We start from the raw sequence: 12228 nt of genomic DNA, 5'->3' as shown, positions 1-12228 counted from the left end.
ATGGGCCTGGTTGCCATCAACACCGTGGAAATCATGCCGGCCCCGGGTGCCAGGGCCGTCTTGCAGCTGCGCCTGGACGCCCTGCTGGAGACACTCAATGGCACCTCGGGCTGCAAGCGCTACACCCTCGCCTGCCGGGACACGGCGGACGGCCCCTGGATCATCACTGGCTATTGGGACTCGGTCGAACGGATGACCGCGCATTTCCAACTGCCCTGCCTGGCGGAACTGTTCGAACTGGCCACCCAACGGCTGTTGTCGAGGATCGGCTGCAGTACATTCCTGATCGCGTCGGCCTGACCAGCAAACGCCGTGCGCACGCTCATCAGGAAGGCGACGGCTCGCGCAAGGGGCACTTCATCCTGGTGGTGCTGCGCCCGCGCATCCTGGTCAGCCCGGAGCTTGCCTTGTGGGGGCACGCCCCCCCCCACAAGGCCGCCCGCTGCCGTGCGGTCAGCCGCGCATCGTGCCCAGTGTCGTTTCGAGCGCCCGCGCCTGCTCGCGCAGCGCCTGGCAGAACGGCTCGACCACGGCCGACGCCGGCCGGTGCTCCGGCTGGATCAACATCACCCGATACGGTACTGACAGCGCCAGATGGCGCATCGCCAATCCGCTGTGCGCCGCCTCCAGCCCGCTCAACGGGTTGATGATCGCCACGCCCAGCCCCTGCCGGACCATGGCGCATACCGACGCCGCGCTGGTGGTCTCGATCACCGTGCGCCGGTTCACCCCGGCAGCGCGAAAGTGTTGGTCGAGCTGCTGGCGGTAGGTGTCGAGGCTGGCCAGGTTGATGAAGTCGACCTCGTGGAAGTCGCTCAGGTCCAGCACCGCCCTGGCCTGCAGCGGATGCCCCTCGGGCAGCACGCAGACCATGTCGGCGCTGAACAGCAGTTCGCCCACCGCCCCCCGCGGCACCTGTTCGATTTCGGTCAGGCCCAGGTCGTGCTGCTGGGCCACCAGCGATTCCTCCAGCAACGGCGACTCCTGCGCGGTGATGCTCACGCTCACCCCCCGGTGTTGCTGCTGGAAGCGCTGGCAGGCCTTGGGCAGCAGGGTCTGCGAGAACAGCGGCAGGCAGGTGATGGCCAACCGGCCTTGTTCGAAGTTGCGAATGGCCTGGGCGAAGCGGTCGATGCGTTCGAGGCCGACGAAGGCACGCTCGACTTCCTCGATCAGCAGGTGCGCCTGGGCGGTGGCGACCAGGCGCCCGCCTTCGCGCTCGAACAGGTTCAGCCCCGTGACCTGCTCCATGCGCGCCAGTTCACGGCTGACGGTGGGCTGCGAGGTGAACAGCAGGCGCGCGGCGCCGGTGACGCTGCCGGCGGCCATGATGGCGCGGAACACTTCGATATGGCGGACGGTGAGTTTCACGGCAGGCCCTGGCTCGGCAGATGATGCAATGGATGGCACCGGCTTTGCCGGCGCCTACGGGGTCTTGACCCATATCAGATATGAATGATCGATAGAAGAAAAGGTATTTTTCTGGATAGATCATTGGCCTCACCATCGGGCTATCCATTACAAGGAACACCCCATGACCACCGCCTCCACCCTTCTGGCCAGCGCCGTCCGCGAACACGGCTCGCCGCTCTGGGCCTACGACGCACAGATCATCAGCCAGCGCATCGACCAGTTGCTGCAGCACTTCGACACTGTGCGCTTCGCGCAGAAGGCCAACCCCAACCTGCACGTGCTGCGCCTGATCCGCGCCCGTGGCCTGGTGCTCGATGCGGTGTCCCTCGGCGAGATGGAGCGCGCCTTCGCCGCAGGTGCCAAGGTCGGCGGCGAGCCGGCCGGCGTGGTGCTGACCTGCGACGTGCTGGACCAGCCGACCCTGGCCCGGGTGGTCGAGACCGGTATCGAGGTCAACGCCGGTTCCATCGACATGCTGCACCAGTTGGGCGAGCGCTCCCCCGGGCACCGGGTGTGGCTGCGCATCAACCCCGGCTTCGGCCACGGCCACAGCCGCAAGACCAACACCGGTGGCGAGAACAGCAAGCACGGCATCTGGCACGAGCAATTGCCCGAAGCGCTGGCCTGCGTGCAGCAGCACGGCCTGCACCTGGTCGGCGTGCACATGCACATCGGCTCGGGGGTGGACTACCAGCACCTGGAGCAGGTGGCCGGCGCCATGGTCGGGCTGGTCGGCAAGCTGGGCATGGACATCGAGGCATTCTCCATCGGCGGTGGCCTGTCGACCCCGTACCGTGTCGGCGAGCAGCCGGTGGACCTGCAGCGCTACGCCCGTACCTGGGCGGTGGCGCGGGCGGAGGTCGAGGCGATGCTCGGCCACCCGGTGCGCATGGAGATCGAGCCAGGCCGTTTCGTGGTGGCCGAGTCCGGCTGCCTGGTGGCCGAGGTCCGCGCCGTCAAACAGATGGGCGAGCGCCACTACATCCTGGTCGACGCCGGTTTCAACGACCTGATGCGCCCGACGATGTACGGCGCCTACCACCGCATGAGCCTGTTCGATGCCGTGGGGCGGCCGGTGAGCCGCCCGCTGCAAGCGACCGTGGTGGCCGGGCCGCTGTGCGAGTCCGGCGATGTATTCACCCAGGACGACGAGCAACTGACGCCCCAGGACCTGCCCCAGGCCAAGGTCGGCGACCTGCTGGTGATTCACGATGCGGGGGCGTATGGCGCGTCCATGTCTTCGAACTACAACAGCCGGCCGCTGTTGCCGGAGTTTCTGCTCGAGCAGGGTGAACTGCGGATGATTCGACGACGGCAGACGGTGCAGGAACTGCTGCAGTTGGAACAGATCGACTGAGTTACGCTGACGAAGGCGCCGCAGGGCGCTTTCGTCGCTGTCGGAGGGAAACGTTTCTCACCTCCGAATGGTCCTAGGCTTGTCGTCGCTGTAACTGGCCAGGCGGTCAAACAGGTCCCAGGTGAAGTGCGCGTGTGCCCCACTTTGCAGGCGGTGCACCAGGTTGCCGCGCTCGTCGTATTTGTAATGGGTGCCGGCATACTCGCGCAGCAAGTTATCCATCAGCTTGTTGCGACGCGGGTGGGTTCTACCCCATCGGCGCCACCAGGCGGTAGCCGACGCCCGCCTCGGTGACGATGAAACGCGGTGCCGTGGGGTCGTCACCCAGCTTCTGTCGCAGGTGCCCAACGACAATACGCAGGTAATGGGTGTCGTCGACATGGGTCGGTCCCCAGATGTCCTTGAGCAACTGCTGCTGGGTGATCACCCGCCCCGGGTGACCGGCCAGTTGCGCCAGCAGCGCATACTCCTTGCGCGTGAGGGCCACCTCGACGCCGTCCAGGGTCACCTTGCGAAACGCAAAGTCCACCACCAATGGCCCGAAGCTCGCCGCCGCTGCCACGCCGCCAGCCTGCGGCGCCTGGCGCAGCAACGCGCGCACCCGAGCGAGAAACTCCTGGATGCCGAACGGCTTGGTCACGTAGTCGTTGGCCCCGCCATCCAGCGCATCGACCTTCTGTACCTCGCTGGCGCGCACCGACAGCACCATCACCGGCACCGCGCTCCATTCGCGCAGCTCGCGCAAAACCTGCTGGCCATCCATGTCCGGCAGACCGAGGTCGAGCACCACCAGGTCGGGCTTGCCCAGCGCCGCCTGGGCCAGGCCTTCGCCGCCGGTGGCGGCCTCGAGCACCTTGTAGCCCTGGGACACCAGGCTGATGCGCAGGAATTTGCGGATCTGCGGTTCGTCGTCGATGACCAGCAGGGTTGCGGCTTGGCTCATGGGACTTCACTTTCGGTATCGGGTTGGATCGGCAGCGGCAAGCATAGAGTGATGCAGGTGCCCTGGCCATCGATGCCGTCTCCGACCAGGATGCGACCACCGTGGGCGCCGATCATGCCCTGGCAGATCGCCAGGCCCAGGCCGGTGCCCTGCCCGCCGCGGTCGCCACGGGCGGCGGTATAGAACATGTCGAAGATCTTCTCGCGCTCGTCCACAGGAATACCAGGGCCCTGGTCGCTGACTGCGAAGCACAGCTGTTCGTCCTGCACCTTCACCTGCAACACCAGGCGCCCTTGCGGCGGCGAGAAACGCGCGGCGTTTTCCAGCACGTTGACCAGCGCCTGCTCGATCAGCGCCGCATGCACGAACAGCAGCGGCAGCTCGCCCGGCACCTCGGTGTGCACCCGCAACGGCGCCAGCACCACCCGCAGGCGGTTCAGCGCGCTGCCGACGATATCGGCCGGGGCCACCCAGTCGCGCGCCAGCTTGAGGCCGCCATGGCCGAGACGCGTCATGTCCAGCAGGTTCTGGATGTAGCGGTCCAGGCGCTCGGCTTCGTTGCGCGTGCCTTCGAGCAGTTCGCGCCGATCATCCGCAGGGATGGCGTCGCCCAGCGCCAGCAGGCTGTCGATGCTGCCACGCATCGAGGTGAGCGGCGTACGCAGGTCGTGGGACACCGAGGCGAGCAAGGCGCTGCGCAACTGTTCGGTTTCACCGTGCAGACGCGCAGCCTCCAGTTGCTCGCCCAGCCGGGCGCGGGCCAGGGCCTGGGCCAGCGGCTGGGCCAGAGCCATCAGCATGCGCCGGCGCTGGGCGCTCAGCGGCTCGCCATTGCGCGGACGCACGCCAAGCAGGGCCAGGGGCTGCTCCTCCACGGCCAGCGGCCACCACCACCAGCGACCATGGGGCAAGGTGTCGCTGCCGAAACCCGCGGCCTGGCCATGCTGCCAGGCCCATTCGGCGGCGGCGCGCTCGGTGTCGGTGAAGGCATGGTTGCCGCCGCTGGCCACCTGCAACAGGCCGTCGCTGCTGCGTTCGAGCAGGCATACCTGCACATCCTGCCAGCCGTCCAGGTGCTGGCCGGCGGCGCTGAACACCGCCTGGCGGTCGGTGGCCACGGTGAGGCGGCGCGACAGGTCGAGCAACTGGTTGGTCTGCGCCTGAGTCTCGCGCAACGCCTGCAACTGACGACGCTGACGCGCGGCGAGGTTGCCGGTGAGCGCCGCCATCAACAGGAAGAACACCAGGGTCAGCACGTCTTCTTCGCGCTGGATGCTGAACGAGAAGTTCGGCGGGATGAACAGGAAGTCGTAGGTGAGGAACGACAGCGCCGCACAGGCCAGCGCAGGTCCGAGGCTGCTGCGCACCGCCACCAGCAGCACCGCGGCCAGGAACACCAGCGAGATATTGGGCAGCGCCAGCACGCTGGATACAGCCCACGACAGGCCCGCTGCCAGCACCGTGGCGACCAGCGCCAGCAGGTAGTGGCGCCACACCCACACCCGCTTCACTGCGGCCCGGGTCGGCTGCGGCTGGGTATCGCGGTCGAGCACGTTGATCTCCAGGCCATGGCTTTCGCGCAGCAGCCGCGCGGCAACGCCGGCACCGAACAGGCGCCGGCGCAGCAGGTCGCGGGACTGGCCCACCAGCACCAGGCTGGCACGACGCTCGAGCGCGTGCTGGATCAACGTGCGCGCCACCTCCCCCGCGCGCAACAGCACCACTTCGCCGCCCAGGCGCTCGGCCAACTGCTGGGCGGCCTGCAGGCGATGGCGGGCAACTTCGTCACGCAGCCGGCCATTGTCGACATGCACCACGCTCCAGGGCAGGTGACGGCGCTGGGCGACGCGGCTGGCATGGCGTACCAGGCGCTCGGCCTGCTCGTCGCCGTCGATGCCCACCAGCAAGCGGCCGCGCAACGCGGGGGCCTCCTGGCCACGCTGGCGATAGCCGCTGGCGAGGTCGGCATCGACCTGGGCGGCGGCGGTCTGCATGGCCAGTTCGCGCAGGGCGGTGAGGTTGGTTTGCGAGAAGAACGCGTCGATCGCCGCCCGCGCCTGCTCGGGCACGTACACCTTGCCCTCGCGCAGGCGCTCGAGCAGCTCGCGTGGCGGCAGGTCGATCAGCACCAGCTCGAAGGCTTCCTGCAGCACCCAGTCCGGCAGGGTTTCGCGCACCTGCACGCCGGTGATGTCGCGCACCTTGTCGTTGAGGCTTTCCAGGTGCTGGACGTTGACCGTGGTGTAAACGTCGATGCCGGCGGCCAGCAGCTCCTGCACGTCCTGCCAGCGCTTGGCGTGGCGGCTGCCGGGGGCATTGCTGTGGGCCAGTTCATCGACCAGCACCAGTGGCGGCGCGGCCTTGAGCAGGCCGTCCAGGTCCATTTCCTCGAGGGTCACGCCGCGGTATTCGCTGCGCAGCTGGGGTTGCTGGAGCAAGCCACCGAGCAAGGCCTCGGTCTCGGCACGGCCATGGGTCTCGACCACCCCGGCCACCACCTGCACGCCCTGGCGCTGCAGGGCATGGGCGGCCTGGAGCATGGCGAAGGTCTTGCCGACCCCGGGCGCGGCGCCGAGAAAGACCTTGAGCCGACCGCGGCCCTCGCGGGGCAGGCCAGCCAACAGGGCGTCGGCACGGGAGGGGTTGCTCATGTCTGGTCCTTAATCAAATGTCATGATCCGTGCTGTCTCGGTTGCAGGAGCGGCCTTGTGTTGCCAACGGGTTGCGCGCCAGCCCTGGGTTTCAGTGGCGTCGCTGAGATTGCCGGGGCTGCGTTGCAGCCCTTTGGCGACACAAGGCCGCTCCTACAGGAGGGCAGTGTCCGGCAGGGGTCAGTGCCCGGTCACGGGCGCCAGGCGCTCCAGCGCCTGGTTCAGCGCCAGCACGTTGACCACCGGCGGTCCGACCAGTGGGCGAAGCGTGGCCCCATCCACCAGCACTTGCAAGCGCTCGACAGGCACCTGCCGCGCCGCCGCCACCCGCGGCAGCTGGTAGGCGATGGCTTCCGGCGGCAGGTGCGGGTCGAGGCCGCTGCCCGAGGTGGTCAGCAGTGCCAGCGGTACCGGCCCCTGCTGCGCCTGGTACAGCGCGCCGGCCTCAGTCTTGATCCGCTCGGCCAGCGCCGGGTTGCTCGGCGCCAGGTTGCTCGCACTGCTGGGCACGGTGGCGTAGTCGCCGGCCGAGGGCCGCGACTGGAACCAGGCATCGCCCTTGAATGACTGGGCGATCAAGGCCGAGCCACGCACCTGGCCACGCTCGTCGCGCACCAGGCTGCCGTTGGCCTGTTCGGGGAAGGCGACCTGGGCGATGCCGGTCACCGCCAGGGGGTACAGCACGCCGGTGATCGCGGTCAGCAGCAGGATCAGGCTCAGCGCGGGGCGTACGTATGCGGTCATGTTCGTCTCTCCTTCAGACCAGGTGCAGGGCATTGAGCACGATGTCGATCAGCTTGATCCCGGCGAACGGCACGACGATACCGCCCAGGCCATAGATCAGCAGGTTGCGCCGCAGCAGGTGGGCAGCGCTGGCAGCCTGGACCCGCACCCCGCGCAACGCCAGGGGAATCAAGGCGATGATGATCAGCGCGTTGAACACGATGGCCGAGAGGATCGCGCTCTGCGGGCTGGCCAGGCGCATTACGTTGAGCACGGCCAGCTGCGGATAGATGGTGGCGAATAGTGCCGGCAGGATGGCGAAGTACTTGGCCACGTCGTTGGCAATCGAGAAGGTGGTCAGCGCGCCGCGGGTGACCAGCAGCTCCTTGCCCACCTGGACCACATCCAGCAGCTTGGTCGGGTCGCTGTCCAGATCGACCATGTTGGCGGCCTCGCGAGCGGCCTGGGTGCCGTCGTTCATGGCCATGCCGACGTCGGCCTGGGCCAGCGCCGGGGCGTCGTTGGCACCATCGCCGCACATGGCCACCAGGCGGCCGTCGTTCTGCTCCTGGCGGATACGCGCCAGCTTCTTCTCCGGGGTGGCTTCGGCCAGCACGTCGTCCACCCCCGCCTCGGCGGCGATGGCAGCGGCGGTCAGTGGGTTGTCGCCGGTGACCATCACGGTGCGGATGCCGAGCTTGCGCAGCTCGGCGAAGCGCTCGCGGATGCCGGGCTTGACCACGTCCTTGAGGTGGATCACACCGAGCAGGCGCTTGTCGACGCCGACCAGCAGCGGGGTGCCGCCGCTCTGGGCGATGCGCTCGACCTCGCGGGCCAGGGCATTGGGCATCTCCAGGCGCTGCAGGCCGACGAAGGCCAGCACGGCGTCGACGGCGCCCTTGCGGTAGCGGTGCTGCTGGAAGTCGATGCCCGACAGGCGGGTCTCGGCGCTGAAGGCGATGGCTTGGTACTGGCTGCCCGAAGGCTCGCTGAAGTCATGCAACTGGCGCAGGTACTCGACGATCGACTTGCCCTCGGCGGTGTCATCGGCCAGCGAGGCGAGCAAGGCCCCCTCCCCCAGCTCCCTGGCGGTGACGCCAGGGGCGGCGTGCAGGGCGCTGCAGCGACGGTTGCCGAAGGTGATGGTGCCGGTCTTGTCGAGCATCAGCGTGTGCACGTCGCCGGCCGCCTCCACCGCGCGGCCGGAGCGGGCGATCACGTTCAGGCGCACCAGGCGGTCCATGCCGGCGATGCCGATGGCCGACAGCAGGCCGCCGATGGTGGTCGGGATCAGGGTTACCAGCAACGCCGCGAGGAAGATCAGCGGCAGGCTGCCGCCATTGAAGTGGGCGAACGGCTGCAGGGTCACCACCACGATCAGGAAGATCAGGGTCAGGCCGATCAGCAGGATGTCCAGGGCGATCTCGTTGGGGGTCTTCTGCCGCTTGGCGCCTTCGACCAGGGCGATCATGCGGTCCAGGGTCGACTCGCCCGGATTGCTGGTGATGCGGATCAGCAGCCAGTCGGAGACCAGCCGGGTATTGCCGGTGACGGCCGAACGGTCGCCGCCGGACTCGCGGATCACCGGCGCGGACTCACCGGTGATGGCAGCCTCGTTGACCGCGGCGATGCCTTGCAGCACCTCGCCGTCACCGGGGATCATCTCGCCGGCCAGCACACGGACCACGTCATCCTTGCGCAACTGACTGGCGGCCACGGTCTCGAAACTGCCGTCGCTCCTACGGCGCTGGGCGGTCAGGCCCTGGCTGCCGGCCTTGAGGCTGTCGGCGCGGGCCTTGCCGCGACCTTCGGCCAGGGCTTCGGCGAAGTTGGCGAACAGTACGGTGAACCACAGCCACAGGGTGATCTGCACGGCCACGGCGGTGCTCACCCCGCTTTCGGGGGCAAAGCACAACCCGGTGGTCAGCAACGCGGTCAGGGCCACCACCAGCATCACCGGCGAGCGCTTGAGCTGGCGCGGATCGAGCTTGACGAAGGCCTGCACCAGGGCCGGGCGCCACAACACGGCGAAGCGGGTCTGGTCCTTGGCACCGTGCGGCGCCTTCACTTCTGGAATGGGCATGTTCATGGTGTATTCCTCAGAAACCCAGGCTCAGGTGTTCGGCGATCGGCCCCAGGGCCAAGGTCGGCAGGAAGGTCAGGCCACCGACCAGCAGGATGGTCACCAGCAGCAGGCCGGTGAACAGCGGGCCGTGGGTGGGGAAGCTGTTGAGGCCTTGCGGCGCGCTCTTCTTCGCCGCCAGGCTGCCGGCCAGGGCCAGCACCGGCAGGATGTAGCCGAAGCGGCCGATGAGCATGGCCAGGCCGATCATCACGTTGTGGTAAGGGGTGTTGGCGCCCAATCCGGCAAAGGCCGAGCCGTTGTTGGCGGTGCCGGAGGTGTAGGCGTACAGCAACTGGCTGAAGCCATGGGCACCTGGGTTGCTTATCGCTGCGGCAGGCCCTGGCAGGCTGGCGGCGATGGCGCCGAGCACCAGCACGCCGACCGGCATCACCAGCAAGGTCGCCACCAGCAATTGCACTTCCCGGGCTTGCAGTTTCTTGCCCAGGTACTCCGGCGTGCGGCCGATCATCAGCCCGGCGAGGAACACCGCGATCAGCACGAACAGCAGCATGCCGTAGAGACCGGCGCCGACGCCGCCGAAGATCACCTCGCCGACCATCATGTTGACCATGGCCACCATGCCGGTGAGCGGATTGAGGCTATCGTGCATCGAGTTGACCGAGCCGTTGGAGGCGGCAGTGGTGGTCACTGTCCACAGCACCGAGCCGGTGGTGCCGAAGCGGCTCTCCTTGCCTTCGAGCGGCGCGCTCTGCTGCACCTGGGCGCTTTGCAGGGCCGGGTTGGGCTGGTACTCGGACCACAGCGCAGCACTGCCGCCGATGAGGAACAGCGCCAGCATGCAGGCAATGATCGCGCGGCTCTGGCGCAGGTCCTTGACGTAGTGGCCGAAGGTGAACACCAGCGCCACCGGGATCAGGATGATCGAGGCCACCTCGAACAGGTTGCTCCAGGCCGTGGGGTTCTCGAACGGATGCGCCGAGTTGACGCCGAAGAAGCCGCCACCGTTGGTGCCGAGCTGCTTGATGGCGATCTGGCTGGCGGCCGGGCCCAGCGGGATAGTCTGGTCGGCGCCTTGCAGGGTCAGCGCATGGGCGTAGTCGGAGAAGGTCTGCGGCACGCCCTGCCATACCAGCAGCAACGCCAGCAGCAGGCACAGTGGCAGCAGGCCGTAGAGGGTGGCGCGGGTCAGGTCGACCCAGAAGTTGCCCAGGCTGCTGGCCGAACGCCGGGCAATGCCACGGCACAGCGCCACCAGCACGGCCAGGCCGGTGGCGGCGCTGACGAAGTTCTGCACGGTCATGCCAAGCATCTGGCTCAGGTAGCTGAGCGAGGCCTCGCCGCTATAGGACTGCCAGTTGGTGTTGGTCATGAAGCTGACGGCGGTGTTGAACGCCAGCGACCATTCCTGACCCGGCAGGTGCTGCGGGTTGAGCGGCAGCGAGCCTTGCAGCAGCAACACCGCGAACAACAGCAGGAAACCCGCCAGGTTGAAGGCCAGCAGGGCCAGGGTGTATTGCTTCCAGTTCTGCTCCTGCTCGGCATTCACCCCGGCCAGGCGATAGCAGCCCCGCTCCACGGGCCCGAGCAGCGGCGACAGCCAGGTACGCCGGCCTTCCATGACGTTGTAGTAGAAGCGTCCGAGCCAGGGTGCCGGTAGCAGCACGATGGCGAAGAACGCCAGCAGCAGCAGGTAATCGTAACTGTGCATGGCCGCCCCTTAGCCGCGATCGGCGCGCAGCAGCGCCACCAACAGGTAAACCGCCAACGCCACTGCCAGCAGCAGTGACAACCCGTCGAGCATGTACATGAGCCAATCTCCCTTGATGCGGCGTGAGGGCCGCTTTGGGGAAATTGTCCGAGCGAGGGGCGTAAAGGGGCGAGATCAGGGGTGGGCTCAGGGCATAAAGAAAACGTAAAGATCGCCCATGCCGCGCGGGGCGAGCCCGCCCCCACCAAGACAACCACCGTGGGAGCGGGCTTGCCCCGCAATGGGCATCAACGCTGCGGTGGATGCTGCGCGGCGTTGCGGCTCCAGTCCAGCAGCAGGCTGTAGCCCACCGCCAGCAGGGTCGGCCCGATGAACAGGCCGATGAAGCCGAACGCGATCAAGCCACCGAACACCCCGAGCAACACGATCACCAGCGGCAGGTTGCCGCCACGACTGATCAGGTAAGGCTTGAGCACGTTGTCCACGCCGCTGATGACGAAGGTGCCCCAGATCCCGAGGAACACCGCCATGCCGTAGTCGCCCTTCCACACCAGCCAGCCCGTGGCGGGAATCCAGGCCAGCGGCGGCCCCATGGGGATCAGGCTGAGCATGAAGGTCACCAGGCCCAGCACGATGGCCCCCGGCACCCCGGCGATCAGGAAGCCGATCAGCGCCAGCAGGCCCTGGGCCGCCGCGGTGCCGATCACACCGTTGACCACCCGTTGCACGGTGCCGGCCACCAGGTCGACATAGTACTCGGCGCGCTCGCCTACCAGCCGCTGCAGCAGACGGTGGACGAACGCCGCCAGGCGCGGCCCGTCACGATAGAAGAAGAACACGAAGATCAGGCTCAGGGTCAGTTCGAGCACCCCACTACCGATCTGCGCGCTGCGTGCCAGCAGCCAGTTGCCGACCTGACCCAGGTACGGCTTGGCCGAGGCCAGCAGCGCCGCGCCCTGCTGGTCGAGCGACTGCCACCAGGCCACCAGCCGCTCGCCGACGAAGGGAATGCCGCCGACCCAGGCCGGGGCGTCGGGCAGGCCATCGACCTGCACGTCGCGCACGAAGGCGGTAGCGTCGCGGATATGGTCGGCCAGGTTCAGCCCCAGCCACACCAGCGGCAGCGCCACCAGCAGGATCCACACCGTGGTCAGCAGGCTCGCGGCGAGGGTCTCGCGACCACCCAGCAGGCGGGTCAGCAGGCGCATCAGCGGCCAGCTGGCGAATGCCAGGATGGCGCCCCACAGCAGCGCCGAGATGAACGGCGCCATCACCCACAGCGCGGCGCCGAGCAGCGTCAGCAGCAGGATCTGGATCAACAGACGGTCATTGGTGGTCATCGGGCGC

General features: G+C 67.9%; 10 protein-coding genes. 2 read left to right on the top strand and 8 right to left on the bottom strand.

What is annotated here, in order from left to right; translation table 11 throughout:
* Nucleotides 1–300 (top strand): antibiotic biosynthesis monooxygenase, encoded by a 300-nt coding sequence (locus tag F3J43_RS15200; protein WP_166887902.1) that lies wholly within the window; start codon nucleotides 1–3, stop codon nucleotides 298–300.
* A gap of 153 nt (nucleotides 301–453) precedes the next feature.
* On the opposite strand, the gene F3J43_RS15195 is transcribed toward F3J43_RS15200, so the two are convergent.
* Nucleotides 454–1371: a LysR family transcriptional regulator gene (locus F3J43_RS15195; RefSeq protein ID WP_166887899.1), complete on the bottom strand. Its 918-nt coding sequence runs from the start codon at nucleotides 1369–1371 to the stop codon at nucleotides 454–456.
* Nucleotides 1372–1534: 163 nt separating this feature from the next.
* Between F3J43_RS15195 and lysA the strand changes: the two genes are divergently transcribed.
* A complete protein-coding gene (gene lysA, locus F3J43_RS15190; RefSeq protein WP_166887896.1) occupies nucleotides 1535–2770 on the top strand; it encodes a diaminopimelate decarboxylase in 1236 nt (411 codons plus the stop codon).
* Between the two features lie 247 nt (nucleotides 2771–3017).
* Here the strand turns inward: lysA and F3J43_RS15180 are convergent, their stop codons facing one another.
* The 7 genes from F3J43_RS15180 to F3J43_RS15150 all read right to left on the bottom strand — a co-directional run bounded on the left by F3J43_RS15180 (nucleotide 3018) and on the right by F3J43_RS15150 (nucleotide 12221).
* Nucleotides 3018–3713 carry a response regulator gene (locus F3J43_RS15180; RefSeq protein WP_166887890.1) on the bottom strand — a complete coding sequence of 232 codons (696 nt, stop codon included), beginning with the start codon at nucleotides 3711–3713 and terminating at the stop codon, nucleotides 3018–3020.
* Entirely contained in the window at nucleotides 3710–6364 is a 2655-nt protein-coding gene (locus tag F3J43_RS15175; RefSeq protein WP_166887887.1) for a DUF4118 domain-containing protein, read from the bottom strand. The genes F3J43_RS15180 and F3J43_RS15175 overlap by 4 nt, the downstream gene beginning before the upstream one ends.
* A 180-nt stretch (nucleotides 6365–6544) precedes the next feature.
* Nucleotides 6545–7108: a potassium-transporting ATPase subunit KdpC gene (kdpC, locus tag F3J43_RS15170; RefSeq protein WP_166887884.1), complete on the bottom strand. Its 564-nt coding sequence runs from the start codon at nucleotides 7106–7108 to the stop codon at nucleotides 6545–6547.
* A 13-nt stretch (nucleotides 7109–7121) separates the two neighbouring features.
* Nucleotides 7122–9170 carry a potassium-transporting ATPase subunit KdpB gene (kdpB, locus tag F3J43_RS15165; RefSeq protein ID WP_205297894.1) on the bottom strand — a complete coding sequence of 683 codons (2049 nt, stop codon included), beginning with the start codon at nucleotides 9168–9170 and terminating at the stop codon, nucleotides 7122–7124.
* 16 nt (nucleotides 9171–9186) lie between these two features.
* The gene (gene kdpA, locus F3J43_RS15160; protein ID WP_166887878.1) at nucleotides 9187–10881 is read right to left on the bottom strand and encodes a potassium-transporting ATPase subunit KdpA; all 1695 of its coding nucleotides are present in this window, start codon (nucleotides 10879–10881) and stop codon (nucleotides 9187–9189) included.
* Between the two features lie 9 nt (nucleotides 10882–10890).
* Complete coding sequence (gene kdpF, locus F3J43_RS15155; protein WP_011534724.1) at nucleotides 10891–10980, bottom strand: K(+)-transporting ATPase subunit F; 90 nt, start codon at nucleotides 10978–10980, stop codon at nucleotides 10891–10893.
* Nucleotides 10981–11168: 188 nt separating this feature from the next.
* On the bottom strand, nucleotides 11169–12221 hold the full coding sequence (locus tag F3J43_RS15150) for an AI-2E family transporter (protein WP_166887875.1): 1053 nt from the start codon (nucleotides 12219–12221) through the stop codon (nucleotides 11169–11171).
* Nucleotides 12222–12228: the final 7 nt, after the last annotated feature.

It is taken from the genome of Pantoea sp. Cy-639, assembly GCF_011752525.1.
Classification (GTDB): Bacteria; Pseudomonadota; Gammaproteobacteria; order Pseudomonadales; family Pseudomonadaceae; genus Aquipseudomonas.
This window is presented reverse-complemented; position numbering and strand designations above follow the sequence as displayed.